The 16,511-nt window shown below is 54.4% G+C and carries 18 protein-coding genes and 2 tRNA genes; 8 read left to right on the top strand and 12 right to left on the bottom strand.

Annotated elements, in window-relative coordinates; all coding sequences use genetic code 11:
* Nucleotides 1-313 precede the first annotated feature (313 nt).
* Complete coding sequence (gene sulA / locus ACX8ZY_RS13185; protein WP_064690094.1) at nt 314-805, bottom strand: SOS-induced cell division inhibitor SulA; 492 nt, start codon at nt 803-805, stop codon at nt 314-316.
* A gap of 210 nt (nt 806-1,015) precedes the next feature.
* Between sulA and ACX8ZY_RS13180 the strand changes: the two genes are divergently transcribed.
* Nucleotides 1,016-1,645 (top strand): TfoX/Sxy family DNA transformation protein, encoded by a 630-nt coding sequence (locus ACX8ZY_RS13180; protein WP_022625925.1) that lies wholly within the window; start codon nt 1,016-1,018, stop codon nt 1,643-1,645.
* Here the strand turns inward: ACX8ZY_RS13180 and yccS are convergent.
* Nucleotides 1,642-3,801, bottom strand: a complete 2,160-nt coding sequence (gene yccS, locus ACX8ZY_RS13175) for a YccS family putative transporter (protein ID WP_022625924.1) — start codon at nt 3,799-3,801, stop codon at nt 1,642-1,644. The two genes, ACX8ZY_RS13180 and yccS, sit on opposite strands and share 4 nt — an antisense overlap.
* Nucleotides 3,785-4,225: a YccF domain-containing protein gene (locus tag ACX8ZY_RS13170; RefSeq protein ID WP_010255036.1), complete on the bottom strand. Its 441-nt coding sequence runs from the start codon at nt 4,223-4,225 to the stop codon at nt 3,785-3,787. Before ACX8ZY_RS13170 ends, yccS begins: the two co-directional genes overlap by 17 nt.
* 123 nt (nt 4,226-4,348) lie before the next feature.
* Here ACX8ZY_RS13170 and helD point away from each other — a divergent pair, with 123 nt between their 5' ends.
* On the top strand, nt 4,349-6,403 hold the full coding sequence (gene helD / locus ACX8ZY_RS13165; protein WP_052270882.1) for a DNA helicase IV: 2,055 nt from the start codon (nt 4,349-4,351) through the stop codon (nt 6,401-6,403).
* A 1-nt stretch (nt 6,404) separates the two neighbouring features.
* On the opposite strand, the gene mgsA is transcribed toward helD, so the two are convergent.
* Nucleotides 6,405-6,863, bottom strand: a complete 459-nt coding sequence (gene mgsA / locus ACX8ZY_RS13160) for a methylglyoxal synthase (RefSeq protein ID WP_010246657.1) — start codon at nt 6,861-6,863, stop codon at nt 6,405-6,407.
* Between the two features lie 69 nt (nt 6,864-6,932).
* The gene (locus ACX8ZY_RS13155; protein WP_010669788.1) at nt 6,933-7,574 is read right to left on the bottom strand and encodes a YccT family protein; all 642 of its coding nucleotides are present in this window, start codon (nt 7,572-7,574) and stop codon (nt 6,933-6,935) included.
* Between the two features lie 176 nt (nt 7,575-7,750).
* Between ACX8ZY_RS13155 and ACX8ZY_RS13150 the strand changes: the two genes are divergently transcribed.
* Entirely contained in the window at nt 7,751-8,170 is a 420-nt protein-coding gene (locus ACX8ZY_RS13150; RefSeq protein ID WP_158131860.1) for a CoA-binding protein, read from the top strand.
* A 31-nt stretch (nt 8,171-8,201) separates the two neighbouring features.
* On the opposite strand, the gene hspQ is transcribed toward ACX8ZY_RS13150, so the two are convergent.
* Together hspQ and rlmI are read right to left on the bottom strand one after the other, a co-directional pair.
* The gene (gene hspQ / locus ACX8ZY_RS13145) at nt 8,202-8,519 is read right to left on the bottom strand and encodes a heat shock protein HspQ (RefSeq protein WP_010246651.1); all 318 of its coding nucleotides are present in this window, start codon (nt 8,517-8,519) and stop codon (nt 8,202-8,204) included.
* 59 nt (nt 8,520-8,578) lie between these two features.
* A complete protein-coding gene (gene rlmI, locus ACX8ZY_RS13140) occupies nt 8,579-9,769 on the bottom strand; it encodes a 23S rRNA (cytosine(1962)-C(5))-methyltransferase RlmI (protein WP_158131859.1) in 1,191 nt (396 codons plus the stop codon).
* Between the two features lie 85 nt (nt 9,770-9,854).
* On the opposite strand from rlmI, the gene yccX reads away from it, so the two are divergent.
* Nucleotides 9,855-10,133: an acylphosphatase gene (yccX, locus tag ACX8ZY_RS13135; RefSeq protein WP_010246647.1), complete on the top strand. Its 279-nt coding sequence runs from the start codon at nt 9,855-9,857 to the stop codon at nt 10,131-10,133.
* Here the strand turns inward: yccX and ACX8ZY_RS13130 are convergent, their stop codons facing one another.
* Complete coding sequence (locus ACX8ZY_RS13130; protein WP_010669791.1) at nt 10,134-10,460, bottom strand: TusE/DsrC/DsvC family sulfur relay protein; 327 nt, start codon at nt 10,458-10,460, stop codon at nt 10,134-10,136.
* A gap of 104 nt (nt 10,461-10,564) precedes the next feature.
* Complete coding sequence (gene yccA, locus ACX8ZY_RS13125) at nt 10,565-11,218, bottom strand: FtsH protease modulator YccA (RefSeq protein WP_003850014.1); 654 nt, start codon at nt 11,216-11,218, stop codon at nt 10,565-10,567.
* A gap of 220 nt (nt 11,219-11,438) precedes the next feature.
* Between yccA and ACX8ZY_RS13120 the strand changes: the two genes are divergently transcribed.
* The 3 genes from ACX8ZY_RS13120 (at nt 11,439) to agp (ending at nt 13,656) form a co-directional block, all read left to right on the top strand.
* Nucleotides 11,439-11,526, top strand: a tRNA-Ser gene (locus ACX8ZY_RS13120).
* 67 nt (nt 11,527-11,593) lie between these two features.
* Nucleotides 11,594-11,681: transfer RNA gene (locus tag ACX8ZY_RS13115), tRNA-Ser, on the top strand.
* Nucleotides 11,682-11,952: 271 nt separating this feature from the next.
* The gene (gene agp / locus ACX8ZY_RS13110; RefSeq protein WP_187494376.1) at nt 11,953-13,656 is read left to right on the top strand and encodes a bifunctional glucose-1-phosphatase/inositol phosphatase; all 1,704 of its coding nucleotides are present in this window, start codon (nt 11,953-11,955) and stop codon (nt 13,654-13,656) included.
* Between the two features lie 65 nt (nt 13,657-13,721).
* Here the strand turns inward: agp and ACX8ZY_RS13105 are convergent, their stop codons facing one another.
* Genes ACX8ZY_RS13105 through wrbA form a run of 3 tightly spaced genes read right to left on the bottom strand, consistent with a single transcriptional unit; the run spans nt 13,722 to nt 15,999 of the window.
* A complete protein-coding gene (locus ACX8ZY_RS13105) occupies nt 13,722-15,095 on the bottom strand; it encodes an NAD-dependent succinate-semialdehyde dehydrogenase (RefSeq protein WP_425021245.1) in 1,374 nt (457 codons plus the stop codon).
* A gap of 53 nt (nt 15,096-15,148) precedes the next feature.
* A complete protein-coding gene (locus ACX8ZY_RS13100; protein WP_010669794.1) occupies nt 15,149-15,379 on the bottom strand; it encodes a YccJ family protein in 231 nt (76 codons plus the stop codon).
* A 20-nt stretch (nt 15,380-15,399) separates the two neighbouring features.
* Entirely contained in the window at nt 15,400-15,999 is a 600-nt protein-coding gene (gene wrbA, locus ACX8ZY_RS13095; protein ID WP_022625914.1) for an NAD(P)H:quinone oxidoreductase, read from the bottom strand.
* 300 nt (nt 16,000-16,299) lie between these two features.
* Here wrbA and ACX8ZY_RS13090 point away from each other — a divergent pair, with 300 nt between their 5' ends.
* Nucleotides 16,300-16,473 carry a con-10 family general stress protein gene (locus ACX8ZY_RS13090; protein WP_010246636.1) on the top strand — a complete coding sequence of 58 codons (174 nt, stop codon included), beginning with the start codon at nt 16,300-16,302 and terminating at the stop codon, nt 16,471-16,473.
* The last annotated feature ends 38 nt before the right edge of the window (nt 16,474-16,511 follow it).

Raw genomic sequence — 16,511 nt, 5'->3', positions numbered from 1 at the left:
AAAGGTTGCTCTTGGTTTAAATCCTTCGCCGGGTCAAAACGCTCGCTTATGACTCTACCGCAAAAAACGGAGGTTATTGAGCACCCTGGCGAGCTAAAGTCTACAACGAGATTGGAAACTTACAAGTATGATGTGAGGCGCTTATGTAAAAAAACAGCGATTTATACACAATTTCTAACAATTAGGCTGGTCTTATTGCCGCGGCAAAAAGCCCTAAAAACTTGCTAAACCATTGTCAACGCTCGAACTAACAGAATCAGTGGTTTAGCTGCGACAGATAAGAAAAATAGCTTGGGAAACTTCTGATTTTTACTTAATGAAACAAATCCGACTGAATTTTTATCGCAGTTTGCGGTCTGAGAGGCGCTTCTGATGTCCCGCTTGCACGCAAAATCAATCCTAACGCTTCACCCTCTGCCGCCGCATTTTCAAGTTGACGTCGTTCATCTTCATCAAGATCGTAAGGAATCCATGCCAGAACGACACTGTAATTTCCTGTACGCAATGCTTTAACCATCGCTTCAACCGCATTCAGACGTTCAGAATCGGCGATATGCATACTTTTATCCAGTGGTAATCCTGATTCCTGCAGCCAGGTGCGATTCAGTTTATATGCCGGTGTTAACCACAACTGCCAGCGCGATTGCTGACTCAGCTGCTGCAATAATGGCAACAGTAACATCTGCATCATACCGGGCTGTTCGCTGTAGCGTAACTCAGTAATTCCACCGCCCTGAGAGGCCGGAACGGAAGTGGACGCATAATGATGAGCATAGCGTGCATTATTAGGATGTTGTGTTCGCATAAGTTAATCACCAGCAGTGGACTGTATGAATATACAGTACTGTCATCCTGGATAAAGATCAACCCAAATTTCTGAAAACGCCTCGCAAAATCGCGACAAGATTAGTTGAAACGCTATTTATTCATTGAACCCGTTGACGCTTTTTTTTATCTTCTAATTACCTGATACCCAAGGTAATTTACGATATATTTCTTACATGGAGGTGGTGCAATGAAAAAGGTGAATCCGGTTGTAGAGCGCTCCAGAGCGCGCCTGGCCCCATTAGGAACAATAGAGTCGCGCACCCAGTTCGGAGGCTATGCCCTGGCTGTAGAAAGTGTGGTTTTTGCCTTAATTAATAAAGACGAACTCTATCTGCGTGCCAGTGAACCTTTGCGGGAATACCTTACAGATCGTCCGCTGCAACCCCTGATTTTTCGCAAGCGGGGCAAGCTGGTGAGTCTCAATTACTTTCGGGTCGATGAGGCGTTGTGGCGCGACCCTGACCATCTGCTGGCGCTCTCCGCTGCCTCTTTAGAAACGGCGCAACTGGAGTTGCAGGACCGACAATCCTCACCGCGGTTAAAAGATCTGCCAAATCTCAGCGTACGTATGGAGATGATGCTGTACGAGGCGGGCGTCATGAGCGTCAATCATCTCTACCAGATGGGGGCTAAACAGTGCTGGCTGAAGCTTAAAGCGATCAACCAGCACGTTGGGTTCCAGACGTTACTTGCGCTGCAGGGGGCGATCACGGGCCACCATGCCGCCGCGCTGCCGCAGGCGACACGGGCGGAGCTGAATGCGTGGTTCCAGCGCACGCTTTTATCAAACCCCAATCTCAGAAGCGGCGAAGGCTAATCAGTGATTAGCGTGCGGCGCAGGCGAGCCACATCGGGCATTAATGCCACCAGCAGACCGAGTTGCTGGAGCACCAGCGGCGCACGCGTATCCGCATCTGCGGCCAGCTGGCTGATTCGCTGAGCCAGTTGATGGCGCATCGTTTCTACGTGCTCATCGCTGACAACTTCCGTCTGCAGCACATCCTCCACATAGCAAACCGTATCATCCAGCAATGTCAGCAGTTCGGGTGCGGTAATTTTATCGCGGTGAGCGCCCAGCGCAGAAATGTAACTCAGAAACGAATGGTTGGAGCAAAGCAGCTGAAAAGCCGAATCGCGCAGCTTTTGGCTGGTGCGACTTTCACTGCTCATGTTTGAGACCACTGACGCCAGTTCAGCATCCGCGTTATGCGCATCACGCCGTGCAATGCGATAGGCGAGACGGTTATCTTTGCCCTGATGATATTGCTCCATGATCGCGTCCAGATAGCGGCAATTCGCTTTCAGCGTTCGTTCTGCCACGGCAGGTAACTGACGAAAGCGCCAGTCTGGCCAGATAAACGCGACAGCCAGCCAGGCCAGCCCACAGCCCAGTAGGGTATCCACTACCCGCGGCAGGGCAACTTCAAATCCTTCACCCAGCAGGTTAAAGCAGAGCAGCACCAGCAGAGTGATAAACAGCGTGGCCTGTGCATATTGCACCTGCCTGAAAGCGAAGAACAGTACGCCCGTGATCACTATCAGGATTAACTGACCTTCAATCGAAGGCACCAGCCATAAAACGGGCAGACCAATCGCAATCCCCGCCAGCGTTCCGCCGATGCGCAAGGCCAGTCGTCGCTGCGTTGCATTGTAGTTGGGCTGGCAGACAAACAGGCTGGTCAGCAAAATCCAGTATCCCCGCTCCAGCCCGGTTACCTGAATAAAACCATATCCAATACAGAGCACCACAGACATGCGAACCGCATGCCGGAACAGCGCCGATGCGGGAGAGAGATGGCGGCTGAAGCGCAGCCGGATATCACTCCAGCCACTCAATCCTTCGCGTGACAGCAGATTGTCACTGTGCTGAGGATCTTCACCGGCCAGCGTCTGTTCTGACTCGATCGAAGCAAGCTGTGCGTCGATGGCGCGCAGGTTGCGCAGCAGCCAGAAAAGAGCACGGGTATGCGTAGCGTCGGGATCATGCTGCTCCAGACGTTCTATCGCTTTCTGTAATCGTTCAAATGCACGCTCAAAACGGCTGTCATGCACCCACCTTTGACGCATCAGAATGCAATGTGCCAGCTGGCGACAGGCCTGAGCCTGCATATTCAGCAGGCGCTGAAAGCGAAACAGAATTTCGTTGTAGCGCCAGTCGCCGCGCAGCAGATGATATTGCAGATGGGAAGAGCTGGCCCGTTCATGAATATCCTGCGCCACAAAGTAGTAGTGCAGACTACGGCGGGTGCCGCGCGACCCGCGATCGCCGCGCAGACGACTCTGCAGTGTGGTCTTGGTCAGATTAAGTTGCGCCACTAACTGGCTGTTGACCATCGCCGCATCGATAAACGCGGCATCATCCTGATCGCCCGCGTCGGGATCGAAAAGATTCGCTTTGGCATCAAGGTAACGCGCCAGTTGTGAAAAACTTCCGGCCAGTTGCTCCTGCACCGGCCGGACCGGAAACATCAGATGGCCCAGTAATGTCAGCAGGTTGTACCACAACGCGCCGACCAGCAGCAGCATCGGCTGCATATACCACTGGCTGAACAGTCCGATGCCGAGCATGGTATAGACCGCAATCAGCAGAGCACCAAAGGCGATAGTCGCGTAGCGCTGGCCAAGGGCGCCCAGCAGAATAAAGCCCCAGGTCGAGATTGCCAGCCCGATAATAAAGGCGAACGGATAGGGAAACAGTAACTCGACTGAAACCGAGGCGATGCAGAAGCAGAGCAGGGTAATCAGCAGATTCTTCAGGCGACCGGCCAGGCGATCATCAAGATCGGCCAGCGCAGCAGCGACCACTCCCAGGGTCAGAGGGATCGTCCACTCAATCTGATGCAGCCACCAGGGAATGGCGGCGCAGCCACTCAGTGCAAACAGGATCCGCAGCAGATAGCGCCACGTACTGTTAAACAGATATTTGCGCCAGCCTGGCACGGCATCCGACATCATATTAGTAGCGGCGGACATTGGCTTCGCGCGCGGCACGCGCCTCTTCCACCGACACCACCCGACGGCCAACCGGCCAGAGCGCGATAGCGGCGATCTTAAAGTTCGCAATCCCTACCGGAATACCGATGATACTGATGCACTGCACAATCCCCACGGAGATATGCGAAAGGCAGAGCCACCAGCCGAAGAAAATCAGCCAGAAGATATTCAGAAAGGTGCCGCCGGTATTCAGAATATGACTCTTACTTTCCGGACGCAGCACATCAACATGCACCGCCTCGTTGCCAAACGGCAGCAGCGAGAGTTTGGTGATTTCCCAGCAGGAGCGGGTCAGCGGCAGGGTAAAAATCAGCACGATGCTGATTAACGTGGCAAACAGCCAGCTCAGGGTGGTGAAAAAACCGCCCAGAACAAAATTAAGAATATTTAAAACGGTGCGCATGATCTTCTTTTCCTTTTGCATTCCGCAAGATGTGACGCCAAGTTTAGCCTGTTTTAAGGCTGGAGCGCTAAGGGTCTGACAGGTAAACTCCCCCTAATCCTATTCTCTGACGTTGGTGTCGGCGTGGAACTGAAAGCAACCTCGATGGGCAAACGGCTTGCCCAGCATCCTTATAATCGTGTCCGTTTGATGGCGGCAGGCGTCGAAGTCAGCGGCGATAAGCATGAGTATCTGATCCCCTTTAACCAGTTACTGGATATCGCCTGCAAGCGCGGGCTGGTGTGGGGCGAGCTGGAGTTTTTGCTGGCTGATGAAAAAGTGGTCCGCCTGCATGGCACGGAATGGCAGGAAACGCAGCGCTTTCACCACTATCTGCTGCAGGCCTGGCAGAGCTGGAGTCTGGAGATGAGCGCAGTGTGCCGCGAGGTGCTGCAGGCGCTACGCGACGAAATCGAGGCGTTTGGCGCGCAGGATCGCTGGCTGAATCGCCACGAGCTGCAGGCGCTGAAAACCAACATCCTCAAACAGTTCGATGCATTGCCGATGCCGCTCTCCCGCTTAAAAGATTTTGCTGACTGCCGGGACAACTGGCAATTCTGTCAGCGCTGGCTGGAGCAGGGCGAAACGGCGTTGCGGCAGCGAAACCGTGACTGGACGGCCGCCATGCTCACCCGCTATCAGGATTTCTTTGCCAGCGTCGAGAGCACGCCACTCAATCAGTCGCAATGTGAGGCGGTGGTTAATGGCGAGAATTCTCTGCTGGTACTGGCAGGCGCGGGCAGCGGTAAAACCTCGGTGCTGGTGGCTCGTGCAGGCTGGTTAATGCAGCGCAAGCTGGCCAGCGCCGATCAAATCCTGTTACTGGCATTTGGCCGCCAGGCGGCTGAAGAGATGAACGCACGTATCCAGTCGCGGCTCTCCGCCGCTGACATCCAGGCGCGGACCTTCCATTCTCTGGCGCTGCATATTATTCGTGAAGGCAGTAATAAGCAGCCAGTTATCAGCAAACTTGAGAGTGATGCCGATGCGCGTCGCACGCTGCTGATCCAGCAGTGGCGGCAGCAGTGCCATGAGAAGAAGGCGCAGGCAAACGGCTGGCGTCAGTGGCTGCGTGATGAACTGGAGTGGGAGTTACCCGAGGGGCCATTCTGGGAGGACGACAGGCTGGCAAACCGGCTGGCGTCACGGCTGGAGCGCTGGCTTGGTCTGATGCGCATGCATGGCGGTGCGCAGGCAGCGATGATCGCCGACGTGCCCGAAGAGATCCGCGATCTCTTCAGTAAGCGCATTAAACTGATGGCACCGTTGCTGAAAGCGTGGAAGAGCGCATTAAAAGAGGAGGGCGCGGTCGATTTTTCGGGCCTGATTCACCAGGCGATTGCCATTCTGGAAAAAGGACGGTTTATCAGTCCGTGGAAACACATTCTGGTGGATGAATTCCAGGATATCTCGCCTCAGCGTGCCGCGTTGCTGAGCGCATTACGCCAGCAGAATAAGCGTACTGCACTGTTTGCTGTTGGTGATGACTGGCAGGCCATCTACCGCTTTAGTGGGGCGGAGATGACGCTGACGACGGCATTCCATCACTATTTTGGTGAGGGAGACCGCTGCGTACTGGACACAACCTACCGTTTCAACGACCGCATCGGCGACATTGCCAACCGGTTTATACAACAGAATCCGCAGCAGCTGGCAAAACCGCTGAACAGCGTCACCAAAGGCAATAAAAAGTCGATTTCGCTGCTGGCGCAGGATCAGCTGGAAGCCTTGCTGAACAAACTCAGCGGTTACGCGAAGCCTGATGAGCGAATTCTGCTGCTGGCGCGTTATCACTATCTGCGGCCGGATTTACTGGATAAAGCCAGAACCCGCTGGCCGAAGCTTAATCTGGAATTTATGACGATTCATGCCAGCAAAGGTCAGCAGGCAGATTACGTCATTTTGCTGGGATTACAGCAGGGTAAAGAGGGCTTCCCGGCAGAGGCGCGCGAATCGATTATTGAACAGGGCTTATTACCGCAGCCAGAAGCGTTCCCTGATGCAGAAGAGCGCCGTCTGGCCTATGTGGCACTGACGCGCGCGCGTCAGCAGGTTTTTCTGATGTTCGATAAGGCAGCGCCGTCACCGTTTGTCGATCACTTCCGCGAGCTGGGTGTGCCGGTGCTGCGTAAAGCCTGAGTTACTTCAGACGATCGGCCAGATAGCGCTGATAGTCGGGGATCATAATCTCTACACTTTGCGCAAACAGTGGCGACTGAATGATAAAGTCAGCCGTGGACCGGTTAGTGGCTACCGGGATATTCCATACGGTAGCCAGACGCAGCAGTGCTTTGACATCCGGATCGTGCGGCACTGCGTTGAGTGGATCCCAGAAAAAAATCAGTGCATCGATCTTCCCTTCCGAAATCAGCGCACCCACCTGCTGATCGCCGCCCATCGGGCCGCTCAGCATGGCTGTCACATTCAGACCCGTATCGCGATTGATCAGATTCCCGGTAGTGCCGGTGGCATAGAGGATGTGCGATTCCAGCGCGGGCTGGTTTTGTTTCACCCAGTCAAGCAGGGCGGCTTTGCAGTGGTCGTGGGCGACCAGCGCGATATGTTTTGTGGTGCCGAGGGTACGAACAGTCTGTTCCATAAAGGCGTCCTGGTAAGGCTCATGCGCAAGAAGAGAGAGCATGAGTGTACCTCTGGCCTTTCGACTCTATCAACTTGTACGTAGCATTTTGACCAGCGTCAGAAGCTGCTGACGCGTGGCTTCATCGAAGCGGTGAAACCAGCGGTGCAGCGAGGGCAGTTCGGCCTGAGTAGTCCAGTCCAGATCGGCGGTAAGCCGGACGGAAGAGGGCGTTGCAGAAGGGGTATTTGCAAACCGCGGCACAGAGGCAATCTGGCGGGTGCGATTATAATTCAGCATCGCTTTTTCCATATCTGCGGATGTGGTGACCGGCAGGTGGTCGCGCACGCTGGTAATCTCCGTGCCTTTTTCATCCACCAGCTGAAAGTTCAGGCTGCGGTCAAAATGATAACGCTCGCGTTTTGTCTCCAGCGCAGGCAACCGAATGGTAATGGTTTTGGCAACCGCGGTGAACGTGACGATCATCGGCACCGACTGATAAGCGATGACGTTCTCATTCTGACCTTTGCGCTGCTGCTCTACCCGAAACAGAAACTGATGCTGACCGCGGTCCAGCTCCAGGCTGTCTGCACCTTTGAGAAGGGAGCCTGAAATTTTTCGACCATCCAGCACCAGCAAATCGATTTGAGGATCGAGCTTTAATGTGATGGCAGAACAGGACGCCGAAACGAGGAGGGTAATTAACCCCGTTACAGCCAGCGACAGCTTCATTTCAACTCCGGTAACTGAAGACACAAAGGATGGTGTGTAGCAAATTCTTACATTATGGCAGTTAATTTACATTTAAACATATTTATTCGTGCGCGGGTTCAATTAATTTCGCTGAGGACTTACCCGCTAAAGGGCACGCCAATCTACACTCAACACTGGCCTGAAAGGAGATAAACATGAACGATCAGACAATTCGTGAGGTGCTGACGCGCACCCAACGTATCGCCTTAGTCGGAGCAAGCGATCGCCCCGAACGTCCCAGTTACGGTGTGATGAAATATCTGCTCGACCAGGGATATGAGGTGATCCCGGTCAGCCCGAAACTGGCAGGGAAAACGCTGCTGGGGCAGCAGGGGTATGCCAGCCTGGCGGATGTACCGGGCAAGATTGATATGGTTGATGTCTTTCGCAATTCTGAAGCCGCGTGGGGCGTGGCGCAGGAGGCTATCGCTGTGGGGGCAAAAACATTATGGCTGCAGCTGGGTGTGATTAATGAGCAGGCGGCGGTACTGGCACAGGATGCGGGCATGACGGTGATTATGGATCGCTGCCCGAAGATTGAAATTCCGCGTCTGGGAGTAACGCGTCAGAAATGATGAGTGTGGCGGCAGAGCGTGCCGCCACGGATTAATGTCGCAGATGAGGTGCCTGTAATTGCTGACGCACCGATGCTGCCAGCTCATCCATCGAAGGCTGCTCAGGGTGTTCAATGCTGGTTTCGCCGGAAAGCTGAATCTCAGCAACGTAGGTATGTACCTGATCGCCTTCCTCATCTTCCATCACCACATGATACCAGGGCGCGGTGCGCATTTTCTCTTCCGCGCCAACATCTTCAATTTTAGGCTCATCTAACGAGTATTCAGGATCGACATCGACGATAACGCCCAGTACGCCGGACAAACGATGACGAACCTGCTGACCAATACCAAATTTACTGGCAATCATTGTGACCTCCGAAAAAAAAGCTCTCTTACCAATATGGGGGCAGGAGCCGTTTTTTCAAGTCACATGACGCGGCAGGCGAAACCTTTCAGGTAGAGACCTTCCGGATAGCTGGCGATCACCGGATGATCTGCGGCCTGGCGGAACTGCTCAATAAACTGCACTTCACGGCCCGCATCCAGCGCGGCATCGGCGATGATCTTCTGGAACAGATCGGTGGCCATCAGACCGGAGCAGGAGAAGGTCATTAATACGCCGCCCGGATTCAGTAACTGAATGGCGAGCATATTAATGTCTTTATAGCCGCGACAGGCGCCCATCAACTGGCTTTTGTTTTCAACGAACTTTGGCGGATCCATAATGATCAGATCAAATTTCTCGCCACTGTCACGATAACGGCGCAGCAGTTTGAAAACATCATCACGCTCAAATTGCGCGCGGGAGAGATCCAGCTCATTGAGTTCAACGTTCTGACGGGCAACGTCCAGCGCCTCCTGGGAGGTATCCACGCTGATCACTTCTTTACAGCCACCCATCAGCGCCGAAACCGCGAATCCGCCGGTGTAAGAGAAGCAGTTAAGGACGCGGGCATCCTGTGCGTAACGACGCGTGGCGAGACGGCTATCACGCTGATCAAGGTAATAGCCGGTTTTGTGACCGCCCTGGATATCCACCAGCAGCTTCATGCCATGTTCGGTAATCGGCAGCAGCGGCGGTGGCAGTTCACCGGTAACGGTGCCCTGCGTCAGCGCCAGCCCCTCTTTCTTACGAACGGCGACGTCAGAACGGTCATAGATGGCGCAGCCAGGGAAACAGTGCTGCAGGGCGGTGATGATCGCTGCACGCTGATATTCTGCGCCTGCTGAGAGCAGCTGAATTACTAAAAAGTTGCCAAAGCGGTCAATGGTGACGCCCGGTAAACCATCAGATTCACCAGCGATCAGGCGATAGCTGTCCAGACCATCGCGGGCCGCCAGCCATTCGCGCCACTGCTGCGCCTGTTCAAACCGGCGGACAAAGAAGGCGATATCGATGGATTCATCGGCCTGCCAGCTCCAGACGCGGGCGCGGATCTGCGACTCGGGTGAATAAGCGGCGCGAGCCAGCCATTTACCGTTGCTGTCACAAACGTCAATGGTTTCACCCAGTTGCGCTTTACCTTCCAGACGCGCAACGGCACCTGAAAAGACCCATGGATGGCGACGGAGCAGGGACTTTTCACGTCCCTTTGCGAGAATCAATCTGACTGTCATAGTTTGCTATGCTTACCTGAAAAAATGAGGCGCCATTGTCCGGTGGATAACGGGAAATTGCAACGAACAGCAGCAGGAGAGAATAATGTCAGCAGCCTGTTTTAAAGCATGGGTTCATGGCCGCGTCCAGGGCGTCGGGTTTCGTTACAGTACTCAGGCAGAAGCCAGGACGCTGGGCGTACTGGGCTATGCGCGAAATCTGGATGACGGCAGTGTCGAGGTGCTGGCCTGGGGTGAGGCGGAGCAGGTCGATGCGCTGATCGCCTGGCTTAAAGCGGGCGGGCCACGCAGCGCGCGCGTTGAAAAGGTGCTGGTAGAGCCGCACCAGCCCGCAGAGCCACCCCGCGATTTTACGACCGGTTAATTACAGACATTTCGCCGGTTTAGGCAGGCCGGCGATTTTCGTCGCCTGTTTAGCCGGCCCTTCAGGGAACAGGCGGAACAGATAGCGGCTATTGCCTTTCTCTTCGCCATATTTCTGCGCCATCGCCTTCACCAGCATTCGCACGGCGGGTGAGGTGTTATATTCCAGATAAAAGGCGCGCACAAAATGGACCACTTCCCAGTGTGCTTCAGTCAGGGTCAGGCCTTCCTGCTCAGCGATGTGGACAGCCAGTGCTTCACTCCAGTCGCCGGGATGCTTCAGATAGCCTTCGGCATCGACGGCGATTTCGTTACCGTTAAAATTCACGTGACATCCTCTTAGTAAATGACGGCGCAGTTTATCAAACCTGGCGGGCAGTAAAAGCAAAAACCCCGCCGAAGCGGGGTTTTACAGGCTACTGTCACTGCGGATTAGTTACTGCGGGCAAACCCCAGCAGGCTCAGCAGGCTGACAAAGATGTTATAGAGCGAAACATAGAGGCTGACCGTCGCCCGGATGTAGTTGGTTTCGCCACCGTGAATGATGTTGCTGGTTTCCCACAAAATCGCACCGGCTGAAAACAGAATGAACAGGGCGCTGATGGCCAGATGCAATGCAGGCAGCTGCAGGAAGATGTTGGCTACCACAGCAACCAGCAACACAACGAAACCTGCCATCATCATGCCGCCGAGGAAGGACATATCACGACGGGTGGTCAGCACGTAGGCCGAACAGCAGAAGAACACCAGCGCCGTGCCGCCCAGCGCCAGCGCTATCACGTCACCCATGCCTGCGGTTAAGAATGAGCTCAGGATAGGCCCCAGGCAATAACCCAGGAAGCCGGTAAAGGCAAAAGCGGCCAGGATGCCCATCGGGCTGTTAGCCAGACGGTAGGTTAAAAACATTAAGCCATAGAAGCCAACCAGCATCAGGATTAAACCCGGCGCAGGCAGGGCTAGCAGGGTGCTGGCGGTAGCCGTAACGGCCGAGAAGGCCAGGGTCAGTCCGAGAAGAAAATAGGTATTGCGCAGAACTCTGTGCGTAGACAGCAGTGAGGACTGCGATGAGGTGACAATTCTTTCCATGTTGCGCTCCTTTAAGCAGAACACCAAATATGTGCCGAGAATACGCAGGCCATTAAAGAGGGAAAAGGCGTTTTACCCTTCTTTACGCGCTAAACTGCTAATTGTTTGAGCAGAGTGGCGATTTTGACACCGAAAAATCACAATCTGGCTGTTTTTCAGGCGAATAGACAGATAGGTGCTTTACATCCCTAAACGGGGTGTTTATAGTGCGCGTCATTGCGGAGGGGTGGCCGAGCGGCTTAAGGCAGCGGTCTTGAAAACCGCCGATGGGAAACCATCCGAGAGTTCGAATCTCTCCTCCTCCGCCACTTTATCTGCCCTGGGCAATAAAGCGGCAAAAATAGATGTTTTGCCAATGCAGTACAGTTTCAAAACGGAGGGGTGGCCGAGCGGCTTAAGGCAGCGGTCTTGAAAACCGCCGATGGGAAACCATCCGAGAGTTCGAATCTCTCCTCCTCCGCCACATTTTACAGGCCAGCACGCAGTGCTGGCCTGTTTCGTTTCTGCTCTCTCTGTAACTTCTTCCTGTCTGAAAAAAGCATGCCACTCTCTGTGACGCGTGGCTGCGCATTCATCTCTCCGGTACATCTCTGCTATAGTCCACTCACCGTTTTTGCAAACATCTGGCGCTTTTCTGAGGCGAGCTGAGTTACACTGTTGATTACATCGCTCTGAGGCGAGCTAATGGGTTGATAGCCAGAGTGTTTCTTTACTGAATGAATGGAATAGGCACAATGATCAAGAAACTGAGTCTTTGCGCATTGTCAGTGCTCGCTGCATTGCCGGTCGGAACGGTAGCATTTGCTGCTGAGGGTGATATGCAGCTGCAACAGGTGCTGATGTTAAGTCGTCACAATCTGCGTGCACCGCTGGCTGATAATGGCAGCGTGCTGGCGCAGTCGACCAAAAAGAGCTGGCCGCAGTGGGATGTTCCCGGCGGACAGCTGACCACGAAAGGTGGTGTGCTGGAAGTCTACATGGGTAACTACACCCGTCAGTGGCTGGCACAGCAGGGCCTGGTAAAGAACGGCAGCTGTCCTGACAGCAATAACGTCTTTGTTTACGCCAACAGCCTGCAGCGCACTGTGGCCACCGCCCAGTTCTTTGTTAATGGCGCCTTCCCGGGCTGTGACGTCGCGGTCTCTCATCAGGATGAAATGGGTTCCATGGATCCTATCTTCAATCCGGTTATTACAGATGGCAGTGAAGCATTCAATAAGAAAGCGCTGGCTGAGATGGCCGCTGCGAATGAAAAACTGTCGCTGAAGCCTGCCTTCCAGCGCCTGGAAAAGATTGTCGACTACAAAGCATCGCCTGCCTGCAACAATAAAAAGCAGTGCGACCTCAGCAGTGGTCAGAACACCTTCAGCGCTGAAAATGGTAAAGAACCGAATGTCAGTGGCCCGCTGAAAACGGGGAATTCCCTGATGGATGCGTTCACGCTGCAATATTACGAAGGCTTCCCGCTGGATCAGGTTGCATGGGGCCAGATCAAAACACCTGAGCAGTGGAAAGAGCTGTCAGCGATTAAAAATGGTTACCAGGACGCGCTGTTTACCAGTCCGGACATTTCCCGTGAAGTGGCGGCACCGCTGGTGGACTACATCCGCAGTCAGTTAGTGGATCAGGACAAAGCCAACGCGCCTAAAATTACGCTGATGGTAGGCCATGACTCAAACATCGCCTCGCTGCTGAGCGCGTTGCAGGTCAAGCCTTATGAACTGCCTGATACCTTCGAAAAAACGCCGATTGGCGGTCAGGTTGTTTTCGAACGCTGGCATGATGCGAAAAATGATAAAGACCTGCTCAAAGTTGAGTATGTCTATCAGAGCGCCGATCAGCTGCGCAACGCAGACGTGCTGAGCCTGAAGAACCCACCGAAGCGCGTTACGCTGCAACTGGCGGGTTGTGAGACCGATGCAAACGGCTATTGCAGCTGGGATCAGTTCTCTCAGGTGCTGAATGCTGCGCTGCAGGGCACGCCAATGCAGCCAGTGGCGGCACCACAACCGGCAGCCCAGTCTGACGACGACAGTGCGAAAGCCGCAGCGACCAATGACGCTGCTGCTGATAAGGCTGAAGCGGATAAAGCGACCGCGGCGAAAGAGAAGGCTGACGCCGATAAAGCTGCCGCTGAGAAGTCTGAAGCCGATAAAGCCGCCGCTGAAAAAGCAAAAGCGGACAAGGCAGCAGCCGATAAAGCCGCAGCCGAGAAGGCAAAAGCGGACAAGGCAGCAGCGGATAAAGCCGCAGCCGAGAAGGCAAAAGCGGACAAGGCAGCAGCGGATAAAGCCGCCGCTGAGAAAGCGAAAGCGGACAACGCGGCAGCGAAATCAGCCAGTGCCGATAAAGGTGCGGCTGACCAGGCTAACGCCTCGAACACGCCTGCAACAGCGCACAACGACGAATCAAAGTCAGCGGCTGTGGCAACACAGTAATCGTGCTTTCCGGCTGATAATAAAAAACCCCGTCGAGACGGGGTTTTTTTATGGCTGCAAGGCGATTAACCCGCCACGACCACCAGTTTCTGGTTAGCAAACTCTTTGATGCCCAGATCAGACAGCTCACGGCCATAACCTGAACGTTTCACGCCACCAAAGGGCAGCTCCGCTGAGGTGTCGCTCTGAGAGTTGATAAACACCATGCCGGTTTCAATGGCAGAGGCCAGTTTACGACCGCGTGCAATATCGCGTGTCCAGACCGAGCCGCCCAGACCATAGTGAGAGTCGTTCGCCAGCGCCACAGCCGCCTGATCGTCACCTATGACATAAACCTGCGCGACCGGACCGAAGAACTCCTGATAATAGGCGGGATTATCCGGGGTAATGCCAGTGAGAATGGTTGGCTGATAATAGCAACCTGCACCTTCGACGGCTTTGCCGCCTGTAACCAGTTTTGCGCCATTGGCGACGGCTTCGTCTACCTGTTTCACCAGGCGATCACACGCGTCAGCGGAGGAGAGCGGGCCAAGCGTGGTCTTTTCATCCAGCGGATCGCCCAGCGTAGCGGAACTCAGTGCAGCGCTGAACTGGCTGATAAAGCGATCGGCAATCTTCTCATGCAGAATAAAACGTTTTGCGGCGGTACAGACCTGTCCGCAGTTGCTGAGGCGAGCCTGCACGCCCTGACGTACCGCTTCATCAAGATCGGCATCATCCAGCACCACAAACACGTCATTGCCACCCAGCTCCAGCGTCGATTTCTTAAGATACTTACCGGCCTGCTCAGCCACGGCGCTGCCCGCGCGCTCGGAACCAGTCAGGGCGACACCCTGTACGCGGTCGTCAGCAATCAGATCGGCGACCTGATCGGTGGAGATGAACAGGTTAGTCCAGGCCCCTTCAGGCGCACCCGCTTCACGAACCAGCTTCTCAAAGACATCGGCACAGTGCGGCACGATATTGGCATGTTTTGCCAGCACCGGGTTACCCAGCGCCAGATTAGGTGCCAGCACGCGCATCAGCTGATAGTAAGGGAAATTCCACGGCTCGACGGCAACTAAAACGCCAATCGGGTGATACTCAACCCAGGCTTCGCCCAGATCGCTGGGATAGGACTGCGGCTGCAGAATACGTTCCGCATTCTCTGCGTAGTAGCGGGCAATCTGCGAGCAGATTTTCACTTCTCCGCGGCTCTGACCAATCAGTTTACCCATCTCTTTACTGGCGATGGTGGCCAGTTCTTCCGCGCGGCTATCAATCAGGTCAGCCAGTTTTTTCAGTACCTGCAGACGCGGCTGAATATCACCTTTGCTCCATGAAGAATGGAAAAGGCGATCGGCCACTTCGAGGGCATGGCTGACGGCGGCTTCATCGTGTGACGGCCAGCTTTTCAGCAACTGGTTGTTTGCGGGATTAATGCTTTGATAGGAAGACATAGCGTACTCCTTGGTGAGCTAAAAATTGAGGGCGGGAAAGTCCCGCCCCTGAATCAGACGTTCTTACGTTCTACGGGCTTGTCATCCCAGGTCAGGAGATCTTTATCGGTTTTTTCAAAGGCGCGAATCAGCACGTCATCACTGCCTTGCTGACGCCAGATCTCTTCTGCCAGTTTTTCATCGTAGTTAGCCACTTCGAAAATGGCCTCGGCAATTTCAGGGGAGGTATGACGCAGACTTGCCCATTCGCCAACGTGATGTGCTTTCGATTGTTCAGTAGACATACTTTTCTCCTTTGATTAAATCAGTCCTGCAGTTTGACGGTCAGTCCGGCAACATGTTCGCCCTGAAAACGGGCGATATTCAGTTCCGCTTCGGTAGGCTGACGCGAACCATCGCCGCCCGCCAGGGTGGTGGCTCCATAAGGCGTTCCACCGCGAACCTGTGAAATATCGAACAACTCTTTGGTTCCGTAGCCGATTGGCACAATCACCATGCCGTGATGCGCCAGGGTGGTCCAGACAGACGTGATGGTCTGTTCCTGACCGCCGCCGGTGCCGGTTGAGGTAAAGACGCTGGCAACCTTGCCAAACAGCGCGCCTGACGCCCAGAGTCCGCCGGTGCGATCCCAGAATGTCCGCATCTGTCCGGCCATGTTGCCGAAGCGGGTCGGGGTACCGACGATAATCGCGTCATAGTGCGGCAGCACCTCAGGCGTGGCTTCTGCTGCCTGCTGATCGGTTTTGCCGCCCACCTGTGCAAAGCGATCGGCCTCCATCGTTTCTGGTACCCGCAGGATATCCACTTCCGCGCCGGGAACCCGACGAGCGCCTTCTGCAACCGCGTTCGCCATTGTTTCAATATGTCCGTACATCGAGTAGTAGAGCACCAGAATCTTAGCCATTGATCTCTCCAGATGGTTTTGACGTCCAGAAAAAGTATAGAAGAGCTTTCGTTTTACGCAGGCGATGCCGAAGCCGGAACGGAGGAGTCGGGCAATAAATCAGCAGCTAATCGGTTGTAAGTCGGCAGAGTGTTCGTTGTTTAGCCAAATTTCTGGTGATTACTCTGTTGCTAAATGTGACTGGCGGACGAGTGAAAGGATAATCTGGCTATTATTTAAACATGGGCTGCTCCCGGGTTTCGGGCCGTCAGCCCTCTGTTTTTAATTCTTAATTATCGCACTACGCGACAGGAGCAAATCATGACAACACATCGTGGGGGTTCTGGAAATTTTGCTGAAAACCGTGAACGTGCCGCAGAAGCGGGACGTAAAGGGGGAAAAAACAGCGGCGGTAATTTTAAAAACGATCCGCAGCGCGCCGCGCGCGCCGGGGAGAAAGGGGGACGCAGCAGCCCTAAAAAACCGGACGCATAACCCCACACTGCCGCCGGTTGAGACCGGCGGTTAACGTC

The sequence above is a fragment of the Pantoea sp. XAF26B01_ASV70 genome (genome assembly GCF_054512635.1).
The sequence above is the reverse complement of the archived record's forward strand: the minus strand, read 5'-3'. Positions and strand labels throughout refer to the sequence as shown.